The sequence below is a fragment of the Pseudomonas sp. 22490 genome (assembly GCF_052044465.1).
GTDB lineage: Bacteria > Pseudomonadota > Gammaproteobacteria > Pseudomonadales > Pseudomonadaceae > Pseudomonas > Pseudomonas aeruginosa.
This window is the reverse complement of record NZ_JBQENS010000010.1, coordinates 161,537-185,805: the sequence shown is the minus strand read 5'-3', so window position 1 is coordinate 185,805 and position 24,269 is coordinate 161,537. Positions and strand designations below refer to the sequence as shown.

At 66.5% G+C, this 24,269-nt stretch carries 23 protein-coding genes; 14 read left to right on the top strand and 9 right to left on the bottom strand.

The window, feature by feature from the left end; translation table 11 throughout:
- Nucleotides 1-90 precede the first annotated feature (90 nt).
- The 4 genes from uvrD (at nucleotide 91) to ACTJJX_RS13860 (ending at nucleotide 4,915) form a co-directional block, all read left to right on the top strand.
- Nucleotides 91-2,277: a DNA helicase II gene (uvrD, locus tag ACTJJX_RS13875; RefSeq protein ID WP_320535509.1), complete on the top strand. Its 2,187-nt coding sequence runs from the start codon at nucleotides 91-93 to the stop codon at nucleotides 2,275-2,277.
- Nucleotides 2,278-2,314: 37 nt separating this feature from the next.
- Complete coding sequence (locus ACTJJX_RS13870) at nucleotides 2,315-2,743, top strand: EamA family transporter (RefSeq protein WP_003096873.1); 429 nt, start codon at nucleotides 2,315-2,317, stop codon at nucleotides 2,741-2,743.
- Between the two features lie 97 nt (nucleotides 2,744-2,840).
- Nucleotides 2,841-4,334: an acetyl-CoA hydrolase/transferase family protein gene (locus ACTJJX_RS13865; protein WP_003096875.1), complete on the top strand. Its 1,494-nt coding sequence runs from the start codon at nucleotides 2,841-2,843 to the stop codon at nucleotides 4,332-4,334.
- 377 nt (nucleotides 4,335-4,711) lie between these two features.
- On the top strand, nucleotides 4,712-4,915 hold the full coding sequence (locus ACTJJX_RS13860; RefSeq protein WP_003096877.1) for a DUF1127 domain-containing protein: 204 nt from the start codon (nucleotides 4,712-4,714) through the stop codon (nucleotides 4,913-4,915).
- A 55-nt stretch (nucleotides 4,916-4,970) separates the two neighbouring features.
- Here ACTJJX_RS13860 and wbpZ read toward each other — a convergent pair whose 3' ends face one another.
- From wbpZ to rmd, 8 genes are read right to left on the bottom strand one after another with little or no spacing between them, the layout of a single operon-like run.
- On the bottom strand, nucleotides 4,971-6,116 hold the full coding sequence (gene wbpZ, locus ACTJJX_RS13855; RefSeq protein ID WP_016852278.1) for a D-rhamnosyltransferase WbpZ: 1,146 nt from the start codon (nucleotides 6,114-6,116) through the stop codon (nucleotides 4,971-4,973).
- Nucleotides 6,117-7,244 (bottom strand): glycosyltransferase family 4 protein, encoded by a 1,128-nt coding sequence (locus tag ACTJJX_RS13850; RefSeq protein WP_003122346.1) that lies wholly within the window; start codon nucleotides 7,242-7,244, stop codon nucleotides 6,117-6,119.
- Nucleotides 7,228-8,610, bottom strand: a complete 1,383-nt coding sequence (locus tag ACTJJX_RS13845) for a glycosyltransferase family 4 protein (RefSeq protein WP_003096882.1) — start codon at nucleotides 8,608-8,610, stop codon at nucleotides 7,228-7,230. The genes ACTJJX_RS13850 and ACTJJX_RS13845 overlap by 17 nt, the downstream gene beginning before the upstream one ends.
- On the bottom strand, nucleotides 8,607-9,872 hold the full coding sequence (locus ACTJJX_RS13840) for an ABC transporter ATP-binding protein (protein WP_003096884.1): 1,266 nt from the start codon (nucleotides 9,870-9,872) through the stop codon (nucleotides 8,607-8,609). Before ACTJJX_RS13840 ends, ACTJJX_RS13845 begins: the two co-directional genes overlap by 4 nt.
- Complete coding sequence (locus ACTJJX_RS13835; RefSeq protein WP_003096887.1) at nucleotides 9,872-10,669, bottom strand: ABC transporter permease; 798 nt, start codon at nucleotides 10,667-10,669, stop codon at nucleotides 9,872-9,874. The genes ACTJJX_RS13840 and ACTJJX_RS13835 overlap by 1 nt, the downstream gene beginning before the upstream one ends.
- The gene (locus tag ACTJJX_RS13830; protein ID WP_003162699.1) at nucleotides 10,669-12,108 is read right to left on the bottom strand and encodes a mannose-1-phosphate guanylyltransferase/mannose-6-phosphate isomerase; all 1,440 of its coding nucleotides are present in this window, start codon (nucleotides 12,106-12,108) and stop codon (nucleotides 10,669-10,671) included. The genes ACTJJX_RS13835 and ACTJJX_RS13830 overlap by 1 nt, the downstream gene beginning before the upstream one ends.
- Nucleotides 12,109-12,111: 3 nt before the next feature.
- Nucleotides 12,112-13,083 (bottom strand): GDP-mannose 4,6-dehydratase, encoded by a 972-nt coding sequence (gene gmd / locus ACTJJX_RS13825; RefSeq protein WP_016852279.1) that lies wholly within the window; start codon nucleotides 13,081-13,083, stop codon nucleotides 12,112-12,114.
- Nucleotides 13,080-13,994 (bottom strand): GDP-6-deoxy-D-mannose reductase, encoded by a 915-nt coding sequence (gene rmd / locus ACTJJX_RS13820; RefSeq protein ID WP_016852280.1) that lies wholly within the window; start codon nucleotides 13,992-13,994, stop codon nucleotides 13,080-13,082. Before rmd ends, gmd begins: the two co-directional genes overlap by 4 nt.
- A gap of 407 nt (nucleotides 13,995-14,401) precedes the next feature.
- Between rmd and ACTJJX_RS13815 the strand changes: the two genes are divergently transcribed.
- The 10 genes from ACTJJX_RS13815 to ACTJJX_RS13770 all read left to right on the top strand — a co-directional run bounded on the left by ACTJJX_RS13815 (nucleotide 14,402) and on the right by ACTJJX_RS13770 (nucleotide 23,679).
- The gene (locus tag ACTJJX_RS13815; protein WP_016852281.1) at nucleotides 14,402-16,030 is read left to right on the top strand and encodes a glycosyltransferase; all 1,629 of its coding nucleotides are present in this window, start codon (nucleotides 14,402-14,404) and stop codon (nucleotides 16,028-16,030) included.
- Nucleotides 16,024-17,325: a glycosyltransferase gene (locus tag ACTJJX_RS13810; RefSeq protein ID WP_003161107.1), complete on the top strand. Its 1,302-nt coding sequence runs from the start codon at nucleotides 16,024-16,026 to the stop codon at nucleotides 17,323-17,325. The genes ACTJJX_RS13815 and ACTJJX_RS13810 overlap by 7 nt, the downstream gene beginning before the upstream one ends.
- On the top strand, nucleotides 17,322-18,185 hold the full coding sequence (locus ACTJJX_RS13805) for a class I SAM-dependent methyltransferase (protein ID WP_016852282.1): 864 nt from the start codon (nucleotides 17,322-17,324) through the stop codon (nucleotides 18,183-18,185). The genes ACTJJX_RS13810 and ACTJJX_RS13805 overlap by 4 nt, the downstream gene beginning before the upstream one ends.
- Entirely contained in the window at nucleotides 18,182-19,324 is a 1,143-nt protein-coding gene (locus ACTJJX_RS13800; protein ID WP_003146824.1) for an acyltransferase family protein, read from the top strand. The genes ACTJJX_RS13805 and ACTJJX_RS13800 overlap by 4 nt, the downstream gene beginning before the upstream one ends.
- Nucleotides 19,318-20,154, top strand: coding sequence for a class I SAM-dependent methyltransferase (locus tag ACTJJX_RS13795; protein ID WP_003096902.1), 837 nt, complete (start codon nucleotides 19,318-19,320; stop codon nucleotides 20,152-20,154). The genes ACTJJX_RS13800 and ACTJJX_RS13795 overlap by 7 nt, the downstream gene beginning before the upstream one ends.
- Before the next feature lie 162 nt (nucleotides 20,155-20,316).
- Complete coding sequence (locus ACTJJX_RS13790) at nucleotides 20,317-20,529, top strand: DUF1127 domain-containing protein (protein WP_003096905.1); 213 nt, start codon at nucleotides 20,317-20,319, stop codon at nucleotides 20,527-20,529.
- A 95-nt stretch (nucleotides 20,530-20,624) separates the two neighbouring features.
- The gene (locus ACTJJX_RS13785; protein ID WP_003096907.1) at nucleotides 20,625-20,942 is read left to right on the top strand and encodes a DUF2388 domain-containing protein; all 318 of its coding nucleotides are present in this window, start codon (nucleotides 20,625-20,627) and stop codon (nucleotides 20,940-20,942) included.
- Nucleotides 20,943-21,066: 124 nt separating this feature from the next.
- The gene (locus ACTJJX_RS13780) at nucleotides 21,067-21,360 is read left to right on the top strand and encodes a DUF2388 domain-containing protein (RefSeq protein ID WP_003096909.1); all 294 of its coding nucleotides are present in this window, start codon (nucleotides 21,067-21,069) and stop codon (nucleotides 21,358-21,360) included.
- Nucleotides 21,361-21,403: 43 nt separating this feature from the next.
- Nucleotides 21,404-21,724 carry a DUF2388 domain-containing protein gene (locus ACTJJX_RS13775; RefSeq protein ID WP_003114112.1) on the top strand — a complete coding sequence of 107 codons (321 nt, stop codon included), beginning with the start codon at nucleotides 21,404-21,406 and terminating at the stop codon, nucleotides 21,722-21,724.
- A complete protein-coding gene (locus ACTJJX_RS13770; protein WP_016852283.1) occupies nucleotides 21,721-23,679 on the top strand; it encodes a DUF7844 domain-containing protein in 1,959 nt (652 codons plus the stop codon). The genes ACTJJX_RS13775 and ACTJJX_RS13770 overlap by 4 nt, the downstream gene beginning before the upstream one ends.
- 107 nt (nucleotides 23,680-23,786) lie before the next feature.
- Here the strand turns inward: ACTJJX_RS13770 and ACTJJX_RS13765 are convergent, their stop codons facing one another.
- Nucleotides 23,787-24,206: a GFA family protein gene (locus tag ACTJJX_RS13765; protein WP_003102545.1), complete on the bottom strand. Its 420-nt coding sequence runs from the start codon at nucleotides 24,204-24,206 to the stop codon at nucleotides 23,787-23,789.
- Nucleotides 24,207-24,269: the final 63 nt, after the last annotated feature.

Sequence of the window (24,269 nt, the reverse complement as noted above, 5' to 3'; positions counted from 1 at the left end):
TTTTCCGCAGCCAGGCCCGACGCTGCGCCGGCCTGCGCCGAATGGCGGCCCGGTTTGCCCGGCTTTTCCCCGCCCCGGTAGAATGCCGCGATGAACGACGACCTCTCCCTCCTGCTGAACTCCCTCAACGACCCGCAGCGCCAGGCCGTGGCCGCGCCGCTGGGCCGCCAACTGGTCCTCGCCGGCGCCGGCTCGGGCAAGACCCGCGTGCTGGTGCACCGGATCGCCTGGCTGATCCAGGTCGAGCACGCCTCGCCCTACAGCATCCTGTCGGTGACCTTCACCAACAAGGCGGCGGCGGAGATGCGCCACCGCATCGAGCAGTTGCTCGGGATCAATCCGGCGGGCATGTGGGTCGGCACCTTCCACGGCCTCGCCCATCGCCTGCTGCGCGCGCACTGGCGCGAGGCCGGGCTGAGCGAGAACTTCCAGATCCTCGACAGCGACGACCAGCAACGCCTGGTCAAGCGGGTGATCCGCGAACTCGGCCTCGACGAGCAGCGCTGGCCGGCGCGCCAGGCCCAGTGGTTCATCAACGGGCAGAAGGACGAGGGCCTGCGGCCGCAACACATCCAGCCCGGCGGCGACCTGTTCCTCGCCACCATGCTGAAGATCTACGAAGCCTACGAGGCGGCCTGCGCCCGCGCCGGGGTGATCGACTTCTCCGAGCTGCTGCTGCGCGCCCTGGACCTCTGGCGCGACCATCCCGGCGTGCTCGAGCACTACCAGCGGCGCTTCCGCCATATCCTGGTGGACGAGTTCCAGGACACCAACGCCGTGCAGTACGCCTGGCTACGGATTCTCGCCAAGGGCGGCGACAGCCTGATGGTGGTCGGCGACGACGACCAGTCGATCTACGGCTGGCGTGGCGCACGGATCGAGAACATCCAGCAGTTCAGCGACGACTTCGCCGATGCCGAGGTGATCCGCCTGGAGCAGAACTACCGTTCCACCGCGTCGATCCTCAAGGCCGCCAACGCCCTGATCGCCAACAATCAGGGACGCCTGGGCAAGGAGTTGTGGACCGACGGCGAGGACGGCGAGTCGCTGAGCCTGTACGCCGCGTTCAACGAGCACGACGAGGCGCGCTACGTGGTCGAGTCGATCGAGAGCGCGCTCAAGGGCGGCCTGGCGCGCAGCGAGATCGCCATCCTCTACCGCTCCAACGCCCAGTCGCGGGTGCTGGAGGAAGCCCTGCTGCGGGAGAAGATTCCCTACCGCATCTACGGCGGCCAGCGCTTCTTCGAGCGTGCCGAGATCAAGAACGCCATGGCCTACCTGCGCCTGCTCGACGGCCGCGGCAACGACGCGGCGCTGGAACGGGTGGTCAACGTGCCGGCACGCGGCATCGGCGAGAAGACCGTGGAGAGCGTCCGCGAATTCGCCCGCGGCAACGATGTGTCGATGTGGGAGGCGATCCGCCTGATGATCGCCAACAAGGTCCTGCCCGGCCGCGCCGCCAGCGCCCTGACCGGCTTCGTCGAGCTGATCGAGAATCTTTCGGCGAAGGTCATGGACATGCCGCTGCACCTGATGACCCAGACGGTGATCGAGCAGTCCGGACTGATCAGCTACCACAAGGAAGAAAAAGGCGAGAAAGGCCAGGCCCGGGTGGAGAACCTCGAGGAACTGGTCAGCGCCGCCCGCGCCTTCGAGAACAGCGAGGAAGAGGAAGACCTCACCCCGCTGCAGGCCTTCCTCAGCCACGCCTCCCTGGAGGCCGGGGAAACCCAGGCCGACGCCCACGAGGACAGTGTCCAGCTGATGACCCTGCACAGCGCCAAGGGCCTGGAGTTCCCGCTGGTGTTCCTGGTCGGCATGGAGGAAGGGCTGTTCCCGCACAAGATGAGCCTGGAGGAATCCGGCCGCCTGGAAGAGGAACGCCGCCTGGCCTACGTCGGCGTCACCCGCGCCATGCAGCGACTGGTCCTGACCTACGCGGAGACCCGCCGGCTCTACGGTAGCGAGACCTACAACAAGGTTTCGCGCTTCATCCGCGAGATCCCGCCGGCGCTGATCCAGGAAGTGCGCCTGTCCAATACCGTCAGCCGCCCCTACGGCGGCACCTCGCGCAGTGCCGGCGGCAACCTCTTCAGCGGCGCCGGGGTGCCGGAGACGCCCTTCTCCCTCGGCCAGCGGGTGCGCCACGCGCTGTTCGGCGAAGGGACTATCCTCAACTTCGAAGGCGCCGGCGCCCAGGCCCGGGTGCAGGTGAATTTCGAGAGCGAAGGCAGCAAGTGGCTGATGCTCGGCTACGCCAAGCTGGAAGCCCTGTAGCGGCGCAGCCGGTGGAGAAGGCCCGGAGGAGGACGACATGCTGGCATCCTGGGCCTTCTGGGCACTGCTTTCGGCGCTGTTCGCCGCGCTGACCGCGATCTTCGCCAAGATCGGCCTCGACCGGGTCGATTCGGACTTCGCCACCTTCATCCGCACCCTGGTGATCCTCGTCACCCTCGGCGGCATCCTCGCGGTCCTGGGCAAGTTCCAAGCCCCGGGCAGCATCCCGCCGCGCAGCTGGCTGTTCCTGGTGCTCTCCGGGCTGGCCACCGGTGCCTCCTGGATCTGCTATTTCCGCGCCCTCAAGCTCGGCCCGGCGTCGCTGGTGGCGCCGCTGGACAAGTTCAGCGTGGTGCTGGTGGCACTGCTCGGCGTGGCCTTCCTCGGCGAACGCCTGGACCTGCGCCAATGGCTCGGCGTAGCCCTGGTGACAGCGGGCGTGGTGGTCCTGGCAATCCGCCCATAAGCCCGCTGAATGGCGCTTCGACCTTGGTATAAAGGCGAAAAATCGCGGAAACCCTAGACTGGCGGCCTCTAATAATTCGTCGTCTGAGGTTCGTTCCATGTACCGTGATCGCGTGCGCCTGCCCTCCCTGCTCGACAAGGTGATGAGTGCGGCCGAAGCCGCCGACCTGATCCAGGACGGCATGACCGTCGGCATGAGCGGTTTCACCCGCGCCGGCGAGGCCAAAGCCGTACCCCAGGCGCTGGCCATGCGCGCCAAGGAACGTCCGCTGCGTATCAGCCTGATGACCGGCGCCAGCCTCGGCAACGACCTCGACAAGCAGCTCACCGAGGCCGGCGTGCTCGCCCGGCGCATGCCGTTCCAGGTCGACAGCACCCTGCGCAAGGCGATCAACGCCGGCGAAGTGATGTTCATCGACCAGCACCTCTCGGAAACCGTCGAGCAGTTGCGCAACCACCAGCTGAAGCTGCCGGACATCGCCGTCATCGAAGCCGCCGCGATCACCGAGCAGGGCCACATCGTGCCGACCACCTCGGTGGGCAACTCGGCGAGCTTCGCGATCTTCGCCAAGCAGGTCATCGTCGAGATCAACCTGGCCCACAGCACCAACCTGGAAGGCCTGCACGACATCTATATCCCGACCTACCGGCCGACCCGCACGCCGATCCCGCTGACCCGCGTCGACGACCGCATCGGCAGCACGGCGATCCCGATCCCGCCGGAGAAGATCGTCGCCATCGTCATCAACGACCAGCCGGACTCGCCATCCACCGTGCTGCCGCCGGACGGCGAGACCCAGGCCATCGCCAACCACCTGATCGATTTCTTCAAGCGCGAGGTCGACGCCGGGCGCATGAGCAACAGCCTCGGCCCGCTGCAGGCCGGTATCGGCAGCATCGCCAACGCGGTGATGTGCGGCCTGATCGAGTCGCCGTTCGAGAACCTGACCATGTACTCCGAAGTGCTGCAGGACTCGACCTTCGACCTGATCGACGCCGGCAAGCTGCGCTTCGCCTCGGGCAGCTCGATCACCCTGTCGCCGCGGCGCAACGCCGACGTGTTCGGTAACCTGGAGCGCTACAAGGACAAGCTGGTGCTGCGCCCGCAGGAAATCTCCAACCACCCCGAGGTGGTCCGTCGCCTGGGCATCATCGGCATCAATACGGCGCTGGAGTTCGACATCTACGGCAACGTCAACTCGACCCACGTCGGCGGCACCAAGATGATGAACGGCATCGGCGGCTCCGGCGACTTCGCCCGCAACGCGCACCTGGCGATCTTCGTCACCAAGTCGATCGCCAAGGGCGGCAACATTTCCAGCGTGGTGCCGATGGTCAGCCACGTCGACCACACCGAGCACGACGTCGACATCCTCGTCACCGAGCAGGGCCTCGCCGACCTGCGCGGCCTGGCGCCTCGCGAACGGGCCCGGGTGATCATCGAGAACTGTGTCCACCCGTCCTACCAGGCACCGCTGCTGGACTACTTCGAGGCGGCTTGCGCGAAAGGCGGCCACACGCCGCATCTGTTGCGCGAGGCGCTGGCCTGGCACCTGAACCTGGAGGAACGCGGACACATGCTGGCCGGCTGAGGCTGAACCGTTTCATCCGCAACTATTTCCAGCGCCCGGACGATTAATTCTTCCGGGCGTCTGGACAGGGCAGAAAAAACCACGTAAAAACATATTTCGGCGGCCTTTTCTCTTGCCGCCATCGCAACACACCGACCCGGCCCTTCCGCTTTTCCTGCTGTAACACTTCGTTGTTTCTTTCGGTAACGCACCATGACGGTGCAGAGCGGTACAGTTACGCACCGAAACAACCCATACAGTTCGGAAACACACCCCGGTGATCCAACGCAATTCTCCGCAACTGTTCCTATTCTTGTTGACCTGTTAGTCAGATCATATTGCTCAGTTAATCACTAGCAACCTGACTACCCACCACAAGTGGGAAGGATCGACACATCATGGAACGTACCCTCGGTTCCAACACTTTCGACATCGCTCGCTCCAACCGCCGCAGCAGCAGCCTGCTGGGCACCATGAAACTGTGGCAGCGCCGCATCCAGAGCCGTCGCCAGCTGGCCCGCCTGGACTCCCGCCTGCTCGCCGACGCCGGCATCAGCGAAGCCCAGCGCTACGCCGAGCTGAACAAGCCGTTCTGGCGCTAAGCGATACTGTAACGTCCCGGTTCGGCCCAGCCTGAACTGTACCGTAGGCCGCTCCTTACCGAGCGGCCTTTACGTATCTGGAAGAAGCCTTTTCCTCCAGCAGTTCACGGTACAGCTCGCTCCAGCGACGCCCCATCTCTTCGGCGGTGAACAGTTGCCGATAGCGGGCCTCCGCGTTCCTGCCCATTTCCTCCGCCTGCTGCGGATGCTCCCAGAGCCAGCGCATCGCTTGGCGAAACGCGGCCGGCTGGCTGGGCGGCACGACCAGGCCGGTCTCGCCATGGATATTGATGTAGCTGGTGCCAGTGCCGATCTCGCTGGAGATCATCGGCTTGCCGTACATCGCGCCCTCCAGCAGGGAGATACCGAACGCCTCGGAACGCAAGTGTGACGGAAAGACCATGGCGTAGCTGAGTTGCAGCAGGGCGACCTTGTCCTCGTCGTCCACTCGGCCGAGGAAGTGCACGTTGCGCAACCCCAGCGCCGCGGCCTGGGCATACAGCTCGGCCTGCAACGGCCCGGCACCGACGATCACCACCGGGTAATCGGTGCCCTGCAACGCATCAAGCAGGATATGCAGGCCCTTGTAGTAGCGCATCACCCCGACGAACAGGAAGAACCGCGGCCCGAGTTTCTCTCGCCAGTGCTCCAGACGCTGTGCCGCAGGCTTCGGGTAGCAGGCCTTGTCCAGGCCGTAGGTGATCACCCGGGTCTTTTCCCGGTACTGGCGGAGCACGTCGCTGGTGCTGAAGTAGTTGGGCGACGCCACCGCGATCCGATCGACGCTATGAAGGAAGCGCCCCATCAGCGGCCGGTACAGTTTCAACAGGACGCGCTGGCGGATGATGTCCGAATGGTAGGTGACCACGCTCGGCTTGTTCATACCGGTGAGGAAATGCACCAGGTCCATGAACGGCCAGGGGAAGTGGTAGTTGACCACGTCCGCCTCCTCCGCCAGCTCGCGGAACTGCTTGAACACGCTCAGGGAAAACCCGGTGGAAGCGAGCTGCAGGTCGAGCCTGGCGCGATGCACCACATGTCCGCCGAAGGGCACGACAGGCGGATGCGGGTCGCTGCTCAGGGTCAGGACGTGGTTGTCGATCCCCCACGACCCGCTGCTCTCGCAAAGCTGGAAGATCACCTGTTCGATCCCGCCTACCGTTTCGCTCAGGTAGGTCTTGTAGAAGTGCAGTACCCGCATTCAGCCCTCCACGGCACGACGATAGGCTGCAGCGGTGAGATTCGCGCAACGCTTCCAGGAAAACTGCTCCGCCCGTCGCAGGCCGGCTTCCCGGCAGCACTCCCAGTAGACGGTATCCTCGGTCATGCGGACCAGCATGTCAGATAGCCCATTGGCATCATCCGGGTCAATATAGCTGCCCGCCTCGCCGGCCACCTCCGGCATTGCGGAGAGTCGCGTGAGCAATACCGGCGTGCCGCTGGCCATGGCTTCCAGCACAGGCAGGCCGAAGCCTTCGTAGATCGAGGGGAAGACCAGCGCCCGAGCGCCCGACATCAACTCGGCGACCCGCTCGTCCGGCAGGTAGCCGAGCAGCCGCACCGTTCCCGAAGCCAGCGCCTGACGCAGTTCGTCGTCGAGCGAGCGACTTTCCCATCCCGGCATGCCGACGATCATCAGCGGAAAACGCTGGCGGACCGCCGCCGGCAGTTGCCCATGGGCGCGCAGAGCCAGCGACAGGTTCTTGCGCGGTTCGAGGGTTCCTACGCAGAGGAAATACCCGCGCGGCACCAGGCCATGCGCGCGCAAGGGCTCGCGCAGGGACTCCCGGTCCCGCGGACGGAACCGCGCGGCATGGCCGAGGGGCGCCACCACGAAGCGCTCGCGCGGCAGGCCGAAATACGCCTGCGCCTCGTCGGCGATCGCCTGCGAGTCGGTCAGGATCAACCGCGCCTTTTCCATCCCGCGCGCCAGCCGGCGTTCTATTTCGCGCAAGCGGGCGGCGGGTTGCGTCGCCGGATAATGCAGGTGGGTCAGGTCGTGCAGGGTCATCAGCATCGGCCCGTCGAAGTCCAGCGGCCAGAGACTGGGCTCATGGTAGAGATCGACCGGCGGCCGACCGCTATCGAAACGCCGCTGCTCCAGCCAGCGTCGTGCCCGGTAGGCTCCGGGCAGGTTGCGCAGCCAGGGCGACAGACGCGAATAGCCGGGCAGCGCCGCCGCCGGCAGGTCGCCGCTCCAGCCCCAGCCATGGAACAGGGAAAACTCTAAGTCCGCGTGCGCCTGCAACGCACCCAGCAACTCGACCAGGTAATGCCCGATGCCGGTCCGCGGCGCCTGGAGAATCCGCGCGTTAACCGCAATCCGCATGTACTGCCTCGCCATGCGCCGGGGCCTTGCCGAGGGCGAGCAGGATCCGCGCGATCAGTTGCCGACTCGCCTCGTGCCAGCCGATCCAGCGCCATTCGCCGACCGGTCGCTCGGCCGGGAACTCGCCCGTGGCTTCGAAGCGGGTGACCAGGTTCGCCAGGGTCTGCGGATCGGCGAGGTCGAAGTAGGCCATGAATTCGCCGCCGATCTCGCGGAACACCGGGATGTCGCTGCCCATCGCCGGCAGGCCGCGCTGCATGGCCTCCACCAGCGGCAGGCCGAAACCTTCCACATAGGACGGGAAGACCAGCGATGCGGCATGGGAGTATGCGTACTCCAGGCTCTTGTCGGAGAGGTCGTTGAACATGAACAGGCGCTTGTTCAGCTCCGGATGCTGCCGCACCCGTTCCACCAGCGCCTCGCACTTCCAGCCGATGCGTCCGGCGATGCACAACCGCGCCTGCGAACCCTGGGCCCAGGCACGCTCGAAGGCATCCAGCAGGTAACCGTGGTTCTTCCGCGGCTCGATGGTGCTGACCATCAGGAATACCGGCGCCTTGGCCTTGAACATGCGCAGCAGATCGGGCTCGACGGAGGCGCCGTCCTCCACCAGGTCCAGCTCCGAACCCAGGTGGAAATAATCGAACCAGCGTTGCGCGACCTTCTCCGGGCCGATGCGCCGCAGCATCTCCGCGCGCACTTCGTCGCGGATGGTCTCGGAAATCGCGACGTAGCCGTCGGCGGTGGCCGCGATCCAGTCGAACCAGTGGTTGAACACCTTGACCAGTCCGGCATCGCAGAATTGCGGATGGGTCAGGGGAATCAGGTCGTAGATCACCGAGACGATGCCCACGCCCTCGCTCTTGAGGCGTTCCGCCAGCGGGAAGAAATCGGCGTGCCAGGAGGAGTCCAGCAAGACCAGTTGGTCGCCGGCCCGATGTTCGAGCGGGGTCGCGCGCACGGGTGCAGGCTGCTGCTTGCCGAGGATGCGGTCGAGCAGGCGCAGCGGAATGCTGAGGAAGGCGAAGGCGAACAGGCGGCAGGCTACATAGAGAAGGCGCCGGGCCCACGGCGAGGAACGGAACGGGCGGCGCTTTTCCAGGGTGCGCTGGCCCAGCCAGAAGTAGTTGGCGGCTCGCTCCACCAGGATGCGCAGGCGTACCAGCGGCGAATGCGGCCGCGGGTCCAGCGGCGCCAGGCTGTGGACCTGATACAGGGTGCCGTCGAGCATTGCCACCGGGATGCACTCCACCGTCTCGTCGGCTTCCGGCAACTCGCGGATGACGTTGCGCACCACCCGCTGAATACCGGAATTGACCTTGGGATGCTCGAACACATAGGTGCATTCGACCAACAGACGCGTCATGGAGTGCTCTCCGCGGAAGTGGGGTCCAGAGCCGCCTCGCCGGAGCGGCTGATATGGGTTTCGGCGCCCAGCCAGGAGCAACCGACGAAGTCTTCCTGGCGGTTGTTGATGACATGGAAGACCAGGCCGTAGTCGCGCCATTCGAAGTTGCGGTCCAGGTGCGAGTCCAGCCGCGACAGGCTCAGCGCCACCGAGTAGTGCCCCTTGCCCAGGCGCATGTCGAAGGCGAAGCGGTAGGTGATGCGCTCGCCGGCCTTCAGGTCGGTGAGCGCCTTGTCCAGGCGGTGGGTATTGATCCCGTACATCGGCTGGCCGAGGCGGTCCTTGATCATGAAGCCGAGGATCAGCCGCTCGATGTCCTGGCGAACCTCGACCTCGACTTCCAGCGTCACCGCCTGGCCTACCTCGACCACCTCCAGCGCGCGCTGCCGCTGGTCGACCATCCGTACGTCGAGGATCGCTGCCTCGCCGGTGCCGGAAATCGTCCGCACCTGGCCGTCGGCGAGCATTTCCTGGCGCACGGTCTGCCCCTCGCGCTCGGCGAGCAGGGCGTTGTAGTAGTCCATCACCTCTTCCGGCCGCCCGCGCATGGCCATCCGTCCCTGCTCCAGGAGGATCGCGGAGTCGCAGATGGACTGGATCGCCGAGCGGTCATGGGAGACGATCAGCAGGGTGGTGCCGGCCTTGCGGAAACTGCGGATGCGCTCGAAGCTCTTGTGCTGGAAATAGGCATCGCCGACCGACAGGGCCTCGTCGACGATCAGGATGTCCGGCCGCCGGGCAGTCGCCACGCTGAACGCCAGGCGCATCTGCATGCCGCTGGAGTAGGTGCGCACCGGTTGCTCGATGGCCTCGCCGATTTCGGCGAAGGCCTCGATATCCGGCATCAGCGCCTGGATTTCCTCGACCTGCATGCCCAGCAGTTGCCCGGCCATGAAGACGTTCTGCCGGCCGGTGAAGTCCGGGTGGAAGCCCATGCCCAGCTCGAGCAGCGCGGCGACCCGGCCGGCCACGCGGATCTCGCCGCAGGTCGGCTGGGTGGTGCCGGCGATCATCTTCAGCAGGGTGCTCTTGCCGGCGCCGTTGACCCCGACGATGCCGACCGCTTCGCCCGGCTCGATGGTGAACTCGACCTCGCGCAGGATCCAGTGCAGGTGGTGGCGCGGAGGGCTGAAAGGCACCAGCCATTCGAACAACCGGCTCCAGCGATTGGGATACTGCTTGTAGGCCTTGCCGAGGCCGGATACGCGTATCTGTCCCATCAGAGTTCATCCACCATTTCGCCGACCCGCTGGCGGAACAGACGCAGGCCGAGCGCGCACAGCAGCAGCGCCAGCAGGGTGATCGGCAGCAATGAAGGCCAGTCCGGCCATTGCCCGTGGAGGAACAGCTGCTGGTAGCTGCGCATCAGCGCAGTCATCGGATTGAGTTCGATCAGCGAGCGGATACCCTCGGGCAGGATGCCGATCGGATAGACGATCGGCGTCAGCCAGAACCAGAACTGCAGGCAGATGCCGAACAGCTGGCCGACGTCGCGGAAGAACACGTTGAGCACCCCTAGGATCATCCCCAGTCCCGCCGCGAACAGCACCTGGATCGCCAGCAGCGGCACCAGCGCGAGCAATGCCGCGCCCGGCAGGCGCCCGCTGAGGGCGAGAAAGCCGAGGAACAAGGCGAGGATGATGGCGAAATTGACCCCGGCGTTGAGCAGTACGATGACCGGCAGGCAGATGCGCGGGAAGCTGATCTTCTTCAGCAGGTTGGCGTTCTCGATGAACATGCTCTGGCTGCGCGAGGTGATTTCCGCGAACAGGCCCCAGGTCAGCAGGCCGGCGCAGAGATAGACGCTGTAGGCCAGGCCGTCGTCGACCCCCGGCAGGCGCGCGCGCATCACCTGGGAGAAGATCACCGTGTAGACGACGATCATCGACAGCGGATTGAGCACCGTCCACAACGCGCCGAACAGCGACCCGCGGTAGCGCGACTGGAACTCGCGCTTGACGCTGCCGAGAACGAAGCCACGATAGCCCCACAAGGAACGAGACAAGCCAAGAAGCATCAGACCACCCTGCCGTACTGGTCCTCGAAGCGGACGATGTCGTCCTCTCCCAGGTATTCGCCGCTCTGCACCTCGATCATCACCAGGTCGATGACCCCCGGGTTTTCCAGGCGATGCCGGTGGCCCGCGGGAATGTAGGTCGACTCGTTGCTGTTGACCAGCCGCGCGCCATCGCCATTGGTGACCCTGGCCATGCCTTGCACCACGATCCAGTGCTCGCTGCGGTGATGGTGCATCTGCAGCGACAAGCGCTCTCCCGGCCTGACCACGATTCGCTTGATCTTGAAGCGCGGCCCCTCCTCGAGGACGGTATAGCTGCCCCAGGGACGGTTGACGGTCCGATGCAGCCGATAGGCCTCGTGCCGCTCGTCCTTCAGCCGCTGCACCACCCTGCGCACCTCCTGGACCCGGTCGGCGCGGGCGATCAGCAGCGCATCGGAAGTATCCACCACGACCAGGTCGTCGACCCCGACCGTGGCGACCAGGCGCCCGTCGCTCTGCACGAAGGTGTTACGGGTGTCGACGAACAGGGTGTCGCCGCTGCCGCGATTGCCCTCTGCGTCCGCGTCGAGCAGCGCGCTCATCGCGCCCCAGGAACCGATATCGCTCCAGTCGAAGGCCGCCGGCACCACGGCGACCCGCGCGGAGCGCTCCATCAGCGCATAGTCGATGGAAATGTCCGGCAGCGCGGCGAAGGCTTCGCCCGCCAGCTCATGCTGGATGCCATCGGCCATCTTCACCGCCGCACTGGCGGCCAGGCAGGCCCTGGCCTGCTCCAGCAGGGCCGGGGCATGCCGCGCCAGCTCGTCGACCAGGGTCGAGGCCGTGAAACAGAACATCCCGGAGTTCCACAGGAAACCGCCACTTTCCACGTAGCGACGGGCGGTTTCCTCATCGGGTTTCTCGACGAAGCGGCGCACCTTGGCCGCCCCCTGCTCGTCCAGCCGGTCGCCCAGCTCGATATAGCCGAAACCGGTTTCCGCTGCATCCGGCACCACGCCGAAGGTAACCAGGTGCCCGGCGACGGCGAGACGCGCGGCATGCCCCACCGCCTCGCGGAAGGCCTCCTCGTTGCGGATCAGGTGATCCGCCGGCATCACCACCAGTACCGCCGCGTCGCCATGTTCGGCTTGCAGCGCCAGGGCGGCGACGGCAATCGCCGGAGCGGTGTTGCGTCCGGTCGGTTCGAGGATGAAATGTCCCCGATGCCGCCCCAGGCGGGCCGCCTGGAACTGGTCCTTGCTCTGGAAGTAATGCTCGCGGTTGGTCACCGTGACGATTTCGCCATGCCCGGCCAGGAGCCCGGCGGCACGTCGGTAGGTCTTGCCCAGCAGGGTCTGGCCATCGGGCAGGCGCATGAACGGCTTCGGCTGTCCTTCACGCGACACCGGCCAAAGGCGGGTACCGGCGCCGCCGGAAAGCACCACGGGAATCAGCATGGCTTACTCCCGGGAAACGCGTCGCAGGTCCGCCTCGACCATCATCCGGATCAGCTCGTCCAGGCTGGTCCTGGGCTTCCAGCCGAGCACACGCTGGGCCTTGGCCGGATTACCCAGCAGCACGTCGACCTCGGCGGGCCGGAAGAACGCCGGGTCGATCTTGAGGAAGTCGCGGTAGTCCAGGCCCACATGCTCGAAAGCGATCTGGCACATGTCGCGCACGGTGGTAGTGACACCGGTGGCCACCACGTAGTCGTCGGCCTTGTCCTGCTGCAACATCAGCCACATGGCTTCGACGTAGTCCCCGGCAAAGCCCCAGTCGCGCTTGGCGTCGACGTTGCCCAGGCGCAATTCCTGCTGCTTGCCGAGCTTGATGCGGGCCACCGCGTCGGTAACCTTGCGCGTGACGAACTCGATGCCGCGCAGCGGCGATTCGTGGTTGAACAGGATGCCGCTGGAGGCGTGCAGGCCGAAGCTCTCACGATAGTTGACGGTGATCCAGTGGCCATAGAGCTTGGCCACGCCGTAGGGGCTGCGCGGGTAGAACGGCGTGTTCTCGTCCTGGCGCTCGGCCTGGATCAGGCCGAACATCTCGCTGGTGGAGGCCTGGTAGAAGCGCGTTTCCGGGCTGAACTGGCGGATCGCCTCGAGCAGGTGGGTCACGCCCAGGCCGTCGACGACGGCGGTGGTCACCGGCTGGTTCCAGGAAGCCCCGACGAAGCTCTGTGCCGCCAGGTTGTAGACCTCCTGCGGCTGCGCCTTGATCACCGCGCGCTGCACCGAACAGGCATCGGCCATGTCGCCGTCCTCGTACTGGATATCGCCTTCGACCCCCAGTTCGCGCAGGCGCCAGCGCGTGTCGCTGCTGCGCCGCGCCACCAGGCCGTGGACCCGGTAGCCCTTCTCCAGCAGCAGCTTGGCCAGGTACGCTCCGTCCTGACCGGTGATCCCAGTTACCAGTGCACTTCTTGTCATTCTTCTCGTACCCGTGACTCCCAGTCGGACAGGATCGCCCGCAGGGACTGTTTTATGGTTATTTCAGGCTTCCAGCCCGTGGCGTCATGCAGTCGCGCATGGCTGCCGCGAACCCGACGCTGTTCCGCCCGGCGCATCCGGGCAGGGTCCTGAACGATTTCCAGCTCGACCTGGGCGATGTCCGCCAGCAGATCGATCAGCTCGCGAATCTTCTGCTCCTGCCCGGAACAGACGTTATAGACGGCGCCCGCCTCGCCGTGGGAGAGCAGGCGCAGATAGGCTGACAGCACGTCCTGGACATCGAGGAAATCACGGCTGACGTCGATGTCCCCCACTTCCAGCCGATTGGCCTGCAAGCCCTGCTTCATCCGGGCGATCTGCCGCGCGGCGCTGGCGATCACGAAGCTGTCCTTCTGCCCCGGCCCGATATGGTTGAACGGTCGCGCCACCAGCACCCGCCAGCCTTCGGTGATACCCCACTGCAGGCACAGCGACTCGGCCGCCAGCTTGCTGACCGCATAGGGATTGCGCGGGTGGGGGATGAGTTCCTCGTGGATCGGCAACGCCGCCTCGGCCACCTGGCCGTAGACGTCGCCGGAGCTGATGTACAGGAAGGTACCGGAGAAGCCCCGCGCCTTAAGCGCCTGGAGCAGGTTCAGGGTGCCAAGGAGGTTGATCTGCAGGGTCCGCGCAGGATCGCGGAAGGCCTCCGGCACGTAGGTCTGCCCGGCCAGGTGGATGACCGCATCCGGCAGCTCCGGCCAGAGGTCGCCCAGCGAATCCGGCTCCAGCAGGTCGTAACGATGCGGTACGGGAAGGAGCGCCCACGGCGTGTGGGCCGCTGCCAGATAAGCTTGAAGATGCTTGCCTACGAAACCGGAGAGCCCGGTGACGAACAGACGCTGAGTCAAGGAAGCGGGCCTTTTATCTGATGCTACGCTCGGCGACGCTCTTCCTAGGAATACGACGTTCCAGAGGTCATGCCGGATAGCGTGTTGTTCTGATTATCGCGCTCCAATCTGTGCCAAGAATGCGCCGATTTCAACCGCTTATTCGTGACCGGTAGGTTCTCATTCGAACGGCATGACGTTTTCTCCGTCAGCCTTCACGTTTTTGCGAAAGGTATGTTTAGAATGCCTCTCGATTTCGTGCTTGACTGCCTCCTGTTCTGTTGATCGAAGAGGTCGCGGTCGCGATAACAGAACAAGAACACGATGGGTCGACCAGTCCGCCGGGAAGGCTTCCGGACAACGAAGCAGCGCCTGGCCTCGCTCATCACCACCAAGCTGTCGAACGGGCAGTTTCATCACGAGATGCCATGAATTTCATCCTTTACTCGGATATCAACGAGCGCTCGATCGGCCACAACCTCGGTCGCCCCGAATACAGCTACTACTTCGTCCTCAAGGCCTACCGGCCAATCCTCGAATCGCTGGGACAGGTCCACCTGGTACAGAGCACGGACGAAGTCGACCCGCTCTACCGGCAACTGCATGAACAGGGCGAAGACTGCCTGTTCCTCTCCTTCACCCCGCCGCACAAGGCGGCGCGGGGCCTGCAATGCCCGATGCTGTGCGTGGTCGCCTGGGAGTTCGAGTCGATTCCCGACGTGGCGTGGGACGGCGATCCGGCGCAGGACTGGAGCCAGGTCCTGGCCGGCCATGGCGCAGCCATCACCCTCTCCGAGCAGACTGCCCGCGCGGTTCGCCGGGTGCTGGGCGAAGATTTTCCGGTGCTGGCGCTGCCGACGCCGATCTGGGAGGACTTCGCCGCGATCCGCCAGCAAGGCGAACGGAATCCGGTCAAGTCCGGCGAGACCCTGCAACTCAAGGGCTGCGTCATCGACAGCCGCCTGCTGGGCCTTTCCGCCGACGGCCTCATCGCACCGATCAGGGAAGAGACCGAGGACGAGATCCTCGAGGTCCTCCCCGAGACGCCCGCCGAGCCCGAGCCCGAACCGGTCCCTGAGCCAGAACCAGAGCCAGAGCCGGTTCCTCTCGACTGGAGGCGCCGACTGGTCATCAGCAAGCACTACCTGCTGCTGTGGTACCGGGAAGCCGTCAGCGACCTGGTACCCATACCGGTACGCCGCTGGCTGTTCCGTCACCTGCGCCGGCCGCTGCCGCCCCCGCCAACGGCGCTGGAAACGCTGCCGGAGCCATTGGCCCAGGCCATCGAGCCGATACCGCCCGCCGAGCCCGAGCATCCGCCGGCGCTGCTGCCGGACGTCGACCAGCACCAGCAGGTCGTCGTGGACGGGGTGGTCTACGTCTCGGTGTTCAATCCGCTGGACGGGCGCAAGAACTGGCATCACCTGATCACCGCCTTCTGCTGGGCATTCCGCGACACCAGCGATGCCACGCTGGTGCTGAAGATGACCCAGAGCGACCTGACGACCTACCACGTCGAACTGCTCACCCTGCTTTCCCAACTGTCGCCATTCGCCTGCCGGGTCATCGCCCTGCACGGCTATCTCGATGCCGCGGAGTACGCCCGCCTGTACGGAGCCGCCAGCTACTACGTGAACGCCTCGCGCTGCGAGGGCCTGTGCCTGCCGCTGATGGAATTCATGTCCTGCGGCACCCCGGCGATCGCTCCGGACCATTCGGCGATGGCCGACTACATGGACGCCCAGGTGGGCTTCGTGGTCCGCTCCAGCCAGGAGCCCGCGGCCTGGCCGCAGGATTCGCGCCGGTTGTACAGCACCCGGCGCTACCGGCCGAGCTGGGAGTCCCTGAAGGAGGCCTACCTGGAGAGCTACCGGGTAGCCCGGGAACAGCCGGAGCGCTATCGGCAACTGTCCGCCGCGGCCAACCAACGCATGCGCGGCTACTGCGCCGGCGACGTGGTCCGCCAGCGCCTGGAACCCTTCCTTTCCGCCCGCAAGGCAACCCCTGCGCCCGGCGTCGAACTGGCGGCCACCGCCACAGGCAACGTTCCATGCTGATCATCATCCACTCCGAGACCAACAAGACCACCATCCGGCAGAACCTCGGGCGCCCGGAGTACAGCTATTACTTCGTCCTCAAGGAATTCCGTCCGCTGCTGGAAGAGATCGGCCAGGTGGTCGAAGTCAGCGATCCCGACGAACTGGTGGACCGCCTCTACCACGACTGCCGCAAGCGCGGCGAACCCTGCGTCTTCCTCTCCTTCTCGCCGCCCCATCGCACGCCGATCCACCATGCCTGCCCGACCATCCCGGTGTTCGCCTGGGAGTTCAGCACCCTGCCCAGCGAAACCTGGCACGGCGAACCGCGCCACGACTGGCGACATGTGCTGCGCCACAGCGGACGGGCCATCACCCACTCCAGCTTCACGGTCGACGTGGTGCGCGCCGCCATGGGTCGCGACTACCCGGTACTGAGCGTGCCGGCGCCGGTCTGGGATCGCTTCGCCAACCGCGCCTCGCAGCAGGCGGGCCGTCCCGAAGCCCGGGATGTGCGCCTGCGCCTGGACGGCCTGCTGGTGGACAGCCGCCAGCTGGACCTGGCCGTCCATGCCGACCCCGAGCCGTCGGCGGAGGTCCTGGCCCTGCCGGACCGCGCGGCGAAACAGGTCGAGCTGAGCCTCGACGGGGTCATATACACCTCGGTGTTCAACCCCTACGACGGGCGCAAGAACTGGCAGGACATGATCAGCGCGTTCTGCGCCACCTTCCGCGACGAGCCCGACGCCACCCTGGTGCTGAAACTGACCCACCACAACGTCGGCGAAGCGCTGGCCGACATGCTTCACCACCTGTACAAGAACCAGTCCTACCGCTGCCGCATCGTGCTGATCCACGGCTACCTCGCCGACCCGGACTACGAGCGGCTGGTCGAGGCCACCAGCTACGTGGTGAACACCTCCTACGGCGAAGGCCAATGCCTGCCGCTGATGGAATTCATGTCCAGCGGCAAGCCGGCCGTGGCTCCGCGCAATACCGCGATGATCGACTACATCGACGCCGACAACGCCTTCATCGTCGACTCCTCGGAAGAAGCCACCGCCTGGCCCCACGACCCGCGCGCGGCCTACCGCACGCTGCGCTACATCACCGACTGGGAGTCCCTGTGCCGGGCCTACCGGGCCAGTTTCGAGGTCGCTCGCCAGGAGCCGGAGCGCTACGCACGCATGTCCGCGCATGCCAGCGCCAGCCTCGAACGCTTCTGCAGCCGCAAGCTGGCCGTGGAGCGCCTGCGTCGCTTCCTCGACGAAGCGGCACAAGGCGACCCCTCCGCCTTGCAAAGCATCCCGGCATGATCCGCACCCTGCTCCAACGCTGGCGTTCCCGTCCCGCTGCGGCGAGCGAACCGGTGTCGCCACGCATGTGCGGTCTGCGCGATGCGGTGCTGGATGGCTGGTTCCGCAGCGAAACCGGCGAACTGCTCGCCGGCTTCGCCATCGGCGCCCAGGACACCCTGCTCGATCTCGGCTGCGGCGAAGGCGTCGCCACCCTCTTCGCCGCCCGCCAGGGCGCTTCGGTGATCTTCACCGACAGCGAGGAGGACAAGGTGCGGAGCCTGGCGCAGCAGGTCGAGGCGGTGGCCCGGCGGCCCTTCACCGGCCTGGTCAGCGACAGCGACCCGCTGCCGCTGCGCGACGCCTGCGCCGACAAGCTGGTGTGCATGGAAGTGCTCGAACACGTGGCCAACCCAGCGCGGGTGATGGCCGAACTCGTGCGTCTCGGGCGCCCTGGCGCGCAGTACCTGCTGAGCGTGCCGGACCCGGTCGGCGAACACCTGCAGCAGGGCATCGCCCCGGCCGACTACTTCCGGGCGCCCAACCACATCCACATCTTTTCCCGTGACGACTTCGCGCGCCTGGTGCAGGACGCCGGGCTGGTCATCGAGCACCGCCAGGCCAGCGGCTTCTTCTGGGTGATGGGCATGATCTTCTTCTGGGCCAGCGAACGGGCCGCCGGCCGTGAGCTCGGCGGCGCCGTCCGCGACCGTATCCAGCCGCCCTACCCGGCGCTGATGGAAGACTGGGCACGGCTCTGGGAAAACCTCCTGGCCCGTCCCGACGGTCTGGAGATCAAGCACCTGCTCGACCATTTCATGCCCAAGAGCCAGGTGATCATCGCGCGCAAGCCGCTCGACCCCGGATCGTCGCGGACATGAGCGGCAAACGCATCCTCGACATCGAACTGTTGCGCGGGCTGGCCGTGCTCGGCGTGGTATTCCACCATCTGCACGGCAACCTGTTCAGCGGCTCCCCGGCACTGCTGGACGGCATCAACCAGCGCGTCCAGTTCTGGTGGGGCGTGGACCTGTTCTTCGCCATCTCCGGCTTCGTCATCGCCCGCACCCTCATCCCGCAACTGCGCGAGGCGCCCACACGCCAGGCATTCTGGGAACAGGCGCGGTACTTCTGGATCCGCCGCGCCTTCCGCCTGCTGCCCTCGGCCTGGCTGTGGCTGGCGCTGATCCTGGCCTGTTGCCTGCTGCTGAACCGCTCCGGAGCCTTCGGCAGCCTGTCGGCCAACCTCGCGGCGAGCCTCGCCGGTTTCCTCCAGGTCGCCAACTTCCGCTTCGCCGACAGTTTCTACCGCTACGAATACGGTGCCAGCTTCGTCTACTGGAGCCTTTCCCTGGAGGAACAGTTCTACCTCCTGCTGCCGCTGCTGATCCTCTGCCTGCGTCGCTACCTGGGCTGGGCCCTCCTGGCGCTGGTGCTGGTCCAGTTCTTCAGCCTGCGCACGCCGCTGCTGATGGTATTGCGCACCGACGCCCTGGCCATCGGCGTACTGCTCGCCCTCGCCTCCCTGCAGCCTGGCTATGCCCGCTGGAACCCCACCCTGCTGGGCCGCGCCTGGAGCGGGCCGTTGCTGCTGGCCGCCGTGGCCGCGGCCCTGGGCGTGCTGGCCAGCGAAGCGTACAGCCTGGTCACCGTGCGGATCGGCGCCATCGCGCTATTGTGCGGACTGCTGGTGTGGATAGCCTCCTACGACCGCGACTACCTGCTCTCCAACGGGCCGCTGAAGCGCTTGCTGGTCTGGGTCGGCGCGCGCTCCTATGCGATCTACCTGATCCACATCCCGGCGTTCTATCTCAGTCGCGAACTCTGCTTCCGCCTGGGCTGGGACGCCGGCGAGCGGCCCCTGTCGCTGCTCGCCATCAGCCTGGTCCTGATCGTCGTACTCAGCGAGCTCAACTACCGCTTCGTCGAGAGCCCCTGCCGCGACCTGGGCTCCCGCCTGGTCAAGCGCCTGAGCGCCGCCCGCCGCGTCGCCACCACTTCCGGAGCCACCTCATGCTGAACTTCCTCAAGAAGATCGTCTCGCCGCCCAGCCCCGCCACCGAGCCCGTCGCCGCGCCACCCGCACCCGCGCCGGTCGACCCGTACATGCTCGGGTTGCGCGACGCGGTGCTCAGCGGCTGGTTCAACCAGGAGACCGACGAGCTGTTCAGCGGCTTTCCGATTTCCGCCGAGGACACCGTGCTCGACGTGGGGTGCGGCGACGGCGGCAACGTTCATTTCTGCGCCATGCGCGGCGCTCGCATCATCATCGCCGACATCGACGCGGAAAAGATCGCCAGGACCCGCGAGCGCCTGGCCGATACCCCGGCCCGCGAACTGGAATGCCTGGTCAGCGACTGCGACCCGTTGCCCCTGGCTGACGCCACGGCCACCCGGGTGGTCTCCACCGAGGTCATCGAGCACGTCGACGATCCGCGGCAGTTCCTCGCCGAGCTGGTGCGGGTCGGCCAGCCCGGCGCACTCTATCTGCTCAGCGTGCCGCATCCCACGTCGGAAGACCTGCAGAAGGACTTCGCCGCCGACGAATACTTCCGCAAACCCAACCACATCCGCGTGCTCGGCGAGGAGCAGTTCGCCGCACTGGTGCGCGAAGCCGGGCTGGAAATCCTCAGCCACAGCCGCTACGGCTTCTACTGGTCGCTGTGGATGCTGCTGTTCTGGGAGGCCAAGGTCGATTTCGGCAATCCCGACCATCCCCTCCTCGAACACTGGGCCAGGACCTGGCAGGCGCTGCTCGACTCGCCGCGCGGCCCGGCCATCAAGCAGGCCCTGGACGCCGTGGTCGCCAAGAGCCAGGTGATCATCGCGCGCAAGCCCGCCCAGGCGTAGAACCACCGGAACAGTTCCGCTACAGCCGGGCGGAACAGTTGCCGGGGCCACCGAACTGTTCCGTCCAACTCCCGCGTGGTTGCCCCTGAGCAAGCCAGCGGTCCCGGCGCATCATAAGGTTCCACACCCCGCCCCCATCCCCGGGATGGGAAGGAACGCACGATGAGGACATCCCCGCACCCGCACGCCGGGAGTTCCAGCGGTCTCCCGGCCGCCCATCCACATCTCGCCGCCCTGCTGGAAAAATTGAATTCCTGGCGACAAAACGCTCGATCGCGCAAGCATCTTGCGCAAATGTCCGAACACGACCTCGCCGACCTGGCGATCAGCCCGAGCGAACGCTACGTAGAGATTTCGAAACCTTTCTGGCGCTGAGCCGCTGGTGACGTGGCGCACAGTTGGTTAGTCTCAGCGTTGACACGGCCGCGCGGATGCGGCCGTCTACGCTGACTTCGTTCGGAGCAACTCACATGAAACGTCTGCGCCTGATCGGTGCCGCTGCCCTGCTCGCCTGCGCCTCCAGCGCGTTCGCCAGCAGCTTCGTGGTCACCACGGATACCCTGGTCCGCGCCACCGGCATGACCTCCAATGCCACTTCGGACATCACCAATTCCTTCCGCGACGACAAGATCGTCCTCGAAGCGCGCGACGACGCCGCCAGCTTCGTCGCCAGCCAGGGCGACATCCGCGGTTCGCACCTGGAAGCCGCACTGCGCCACATCCGTGGCAAGCTGCCGAGCCTGGCCGCCAACGACATGCAACTGGCCCAGGCGATCCTGACCATCTGAGTCGCCCGCCCCGCCGCCGCAGCCGCCCGGCTGCGGCGATGACCTGGCCGACCGGCCACACTGGCTCCGCGCCGCACATTCCGTTAGCCTTGGCGGCTGTTCCAGTCCTATTCCGCCCAACCCCATGCGTTACCGGTTCTCGTTGCTCTTCTGTTGCCTGCTGGCACCCGCTGCGCACGCCTTCGATACCACGACGGCGTTCACCGCGAAGTCCCTTTACGTCACCAGCAAGCTGACCAGCACGCCGTTCGAGAACAAATTGTTACGCGATGCCCGGGGCGATGCGGCCAGCTTCGTCGCCAGCGATGGCAGCATCCGTGGTGCGCGCCTGGAAGCGGCGCTGCGCTGGTTGCGTGTCGCGCACCCCGAGCTGGCGGCCAGCGATCAGGAACTGGCCGAAGCAATTCTTGCCCAATAGGCGATCACCACCGTTCCGGAGAACCTCCATGCGCCGTAGCTCCATGCGTCATAGCCCCCTGTTCGCCGCCCTGCTGCTGGCGCTCTGCGCCACGGCCGCGGAAGCACGCTCGGTGGTCGCGACCAGCAATATCATCGTCCGCGCCCTCGACCGCAGCATCGACTTCACTTCCGACACCACCACTTCCGTGCGCGACATGAAAGTGGTCACCGAGGCGCGCGACGACGCCGCCAGTTTCGTCGCCAGCGACGGCGCCATTCGCGGCGCCCAGCTGGAAGCCGCGATGCGGACCCTGCGCAGCCGTCTGCCGGAAGCCCGGGAAGCCTCCGACCAGGTACTTGCCGAAGCCATTCTCGCCCTGTGAGGAAGGCCTGCGCCTGGCTGCTGGCGCTGGCCCTCTGCGGAGCCGGCAACGCGACGGCGGCCCTGCGCCTGAAACTCGACGCGCCTGAACTGGACCCTGCGCAGCGCGAGGCCAGCCAGCAACTCTTAGACGAAGCCGCGGACAAGTTGCCGCCGGCCTTCCGCGAACGCCTGGACCGCGAGATCGAGGTCGAGTGGCGCGACGACCTGCCCGCCAACGGCATGGGCCAGGCCCGTGGCCCGCAGCGCATCGCGCTGAACCGCAAGTACCTGGCCGATCTCACCGACGGCAGCGCCGCCAGCCGCCAGACCGGGCGCGTGCACGGCACCGAGCGGCGCGAGCTGCTGGCGACCCTGCTGCACGAGCTGACCCACGTCTACGATCGCGCGCGCCTGTGGTCGGCGGAGGAAAAACGCGAGATCCGCCGCTGCACGCGCCAGGAAGAAACCCTCGGCCGGATCGCCCAGCCCACCGATTGCCGCGGGCAGAGCGGTCGCCGCTTCACGCTCTCCGACGACCCGCGCCTGCTCGATCTCGCCGGCTGGCCGCAACGCGCCGGCAAGCGCGGGCGGCGCGAGGCGCACAATGGCTTCGTACTGCGCAGCCCGGACGTCTACGAGCTGAGCAATCCGCGCGAGTTCGTCGCGGTGAACATGGAGTACTTCCTCCTCGATCCCAGCTACGCCTGCCGCCGCCCGGCGCTCTACCGCTACTACCAGCAACGCTTCGGCTGGGCGCCGGAACACAGTGCCTGTGCGCAGAGCTTCGCCTACCTCAACGCCGGCCGCGACTTCGGCCAGCAGCCGCTGGGCCAGCTCGACCCCGAGCGGGTCTACGAGGTCGACTACCTGCTGGCCGAGGCCAACGACAACCTGGTCAGCCGCTGGGGCCACACCATGCTCCGCCTGGTGATCTGCGCCCCCGGCCGGCCGCGTGGTCCGGACTGCCGGCTGGACCTCGACCAGCATCTCGTGCTGTCCTACCGCGCCTTCGTCGGCGACCTGCAATTGTCCAGCTGGGACGGCCTGACCGGCGCCTATCCGTCGCGCCTGTTCGTCCTGCCGCTGTCGCAGGTGATCGAGGAATACACCAAGGTCGAGCTGCGCAGCCTCGCCTCGGTGCCGCTGAAGCTGGACCGCGAGGAGGTCGCCAGCCTGGTCGAGCGCGCCGCGCAGAGTCACTGGAGCTACGACGGCCAGTACTACTTCATCTCCAACAATTGCGCGGTGGAAACCCTCAAGCTTCTGCGCAGCGGCATCCCCCGGCGACCGCTGCAAAGCCTGGACAGCATCACCCCCTACGGCGTGCTCGAGATGCTGGAGAACCGCAAGCTGGCCGATCCCAGTGTGCTCGACGACCCCAAGGAAGCCCTGCGCCTGGGCTACCGCTTCGACTCCTTCCGCGACCGCTACCAGGCGATGTTCGACGTGCTCAAGCAGCGCCTGCACATTCCCCAGGACAAGGTCGAGGACTGGCTGGCGCTGCCGGCCAGGGAGCGCCAGCCCTGGTTCGCCAAGGCCGACCTGCGCGCCAGCGCGGCGCTGCTGCTGCTCGAGCAGGCCTCGCTGCGGCGCCAGCTGCTGCTCGCCCAGGACGAGTTGAAGCGCCTGTACCTCGGCCACCTGGACAAGCCGGCCGGCGACCAGCGCCTGGAAGTGGCCGGCAAGACCTTCCAGCAGATCCTCGACGACAGCGGCTTCCTCAGTCGTCCGGCGGAACTCCTGGAGGGCGGCTACGGCCTGCCGCAGGCCGCCGAGTGGAAGCACCTGGAAGAGCAGACCCGCGAACGCCAGGCGCGCCTGCGCCGGCTCAGCGACGACCTCGACCGCGAGGTCCGCGCCCTGCTCGATCCCGAGCGCCGCGCCGAGCTGGAAGCCAACGAGGCCAACATCAAGGAGGTCGGCGCGCACCTGCGCGAGCTGCACAAGGCGGCCGGCGGGCTGATGCTGCCCTGAGGGAGGCGCCTGCAGGACGCATGGTCCCGAGCGCTCTTTCAGCGCCTCGCAGACGGCGGATAACGCTCTGCGTTATTCGCCCTACAGGTGCCACCTCCGGTCTTCGCTCACGGGTCGTCCGCTCCGGCGATGAACTCCTCGTCCTCTTCGGGCAACTGCGGGTCGAGGTGTAGCCATGGCAGGCGGCTGCCGACCCAGATGTGCCGGTTGGCGGGGGCGCGCTCGGGATGGTCGAGGCTGGCCACGGTGAAGTCCAGGGTATCGGCGCTGAGCCGGGTGAACAACGCCAGGTTGGCCCCGCAACGCGGGCAGAAGTAGCGCGTGCAGCTGGCCGACGAGGCATATTCCGCCGGTTCGCCCGCCAGCCAGCGGAACGCCGCGCGCGGCACCGTGGCCCAGGTGGTGACGATGCCGCCTGTGGTGCGCCGGCAGATCGAGCAGTGGCAGTGAGCGACATCGTCCAGCGGCGCGGCGACGGCGTAGCGCAGATAGCCGCAATGGCAACCGCCGGTATGGGTCTCGGGCATGGCGAATCCTCCTCGCGGGAGTGCCAGCATAAGCCGGACTTGCCCTGTGCCGCAGCCACCTCG

Excerpts from the sequence above, each read along its gene's own strand:
- uvrD (WP_320535509.1), top strand. The coding sequence starts at position 91 with ATGAACGACGACCTCTCCCTCCTGCTGAACTCCCTCAACGACCCGCAG.
- ACTJJX_RS13870 (WP_003096873.1), top strand. The coding sequence starts at position 2,315 with ATGCTGGCATCCTGGGCCTTCTGGGCACTGCTTTCGGCGCTGTTCGCC.
- ACTJJX_RS13865 (WP_003096875.1), top strand. The coding sequence starts at position 2,841 with ATGTACCGTGATCGCGTGCGCCTGCCCTCCCTGCTCGACAAGGTGATG.
- ACTJJX_RS13860 (WP_003096877.1), top strand. The coding sequence starts at position 4,712 with ATGGAACGTACCCTCGGTTCCAACACTTTCGACATCGCTCGCTCCAAC.
- wbpZ (WP_016852278.1), bottom strand. The coding sequence starts at position 6,116 with ATGCGGGTACTGCACTTCTACAAGACCTACCTGAGCGAAACGGTAGGC.
- ACTJJX_RS13850 (WP_003122346.1), bottom strand. The coding sequence starts at position 7,244 with ATGCGGATTGCGGTTAACGCGCGGATTCTCCAGGCGCCGCGGACCGGC.
- ACTJJX_RS13845 (WP_003096882.1), bottom strand. The coding sequence starts at position 8,610 with ATGACGCGTCTGTTGGTCGAATGCACCTATGTGTTCGAGCATCCCAAG.
- ACTJJX_RS13840 (WP_003096884.1), bottom strand. The coding sequence starts at position 9,872 with ATGGGACAGATACGCGTATCCGGCCTCGGCAAGGCCTACAAGCAGTAT.
- ACTJJX_RS13835 (WP_003096887.1), bottom strand. The coding sequence starts at position 10,669 with ATGCTTCTTGGCTTGTCTCGTTCCTTGTGGGGCTATCGTGGCTTCGTT.
- ACTJJX_RS13830 (WP_003162699.1), bottom strand. The coding sequence starts at position 12,108 with ATGCTGATTCCCGTGGTGCTTTCCGGCGGCGCCGGTACCCGCCTTTGG.
- gmd (WP_016852279.1), bottom strand. The coding sequence starts at position 13,083 with ATGACAAGAAGTGCACTGGTAACTGGGATCACCGGTCAGGACGGAGCG.
- ACTJJX_RS13815 (WP_016852281.1), top strand. The coding sequence starts at position 14,402 with ATGAATTTCATCCTTTACTCGGATATCAACGAGCGCTCGATCGGCCAC.
- ACTJJX_RS13810 (WP_003161107.1), top strand. The coding sequence starts at position 16,024 with ATGCTGATCATCATCCACTCCGAGACCAACAAGACCACCATCCGGCAG.
- ACTJJX_RS13805 (WP_016852282.1), top strand. The coding sequence starts at position 17,322 with ATGATCCGCACCCTGCTCCAACGCTGGCGTTCCCGTCCCGCTGCGGCG.
- ACTJJX_RS13800 (WP_003146824.1), top strand. The coding sequence starts at position 18,182 with ATGAGCGGCAAACGCATCCTCGACATCGAACTGTTGCGCGGGCTGGCC.
- ACTJJX_RS13795 (WP_003096902.1), top strand. The coding sequence starts at position 19,318 with ATGCTGAACTTCCTCAAGAAGATCGTCTCGCCGCCCAGCCCCGCCACC.
- ACTJJX_RS13790 (WP_003096905.1), top strand. The coding sequence starts at position 20,317 with ATGAGGACATCCCCGCACCCGCACGCCGGGAGTTCCAGCGGTCTCCCG.
- ACTJJX_RS13785 (WP_003096907.1), top strand. The coding sequence starts at position 20,625 with ATGAAACGTCTGCGCCTGATCGGTGCCGCTGCCCTGCTCGCCTGCGCC.
- ACTJJX_RS13780 (WP_003096909.1), top strand. The coding sequence starts at position 21,067 with ATGCGTTACCGGTTCTCGTTGCTCTTCTGTTGCCTGCTGGCACCCGCT.
- ACTJJX_RS13775 (WP_003114112.1), top strand. The coding sequence starts at position 21,404 with ATGCGTCATAGCCCCCTGTTCGCCGCCCTGCTGCTGGCGCTCTGCGCC.
- ACTJJX_RS13765 (WP_003102545.1), bottom strand. The coding sequence starts at position 24,206 with ATGCCCGAGACCCATACCGGCGGTTGCCATTGCGGCTATCTGCGCTAC.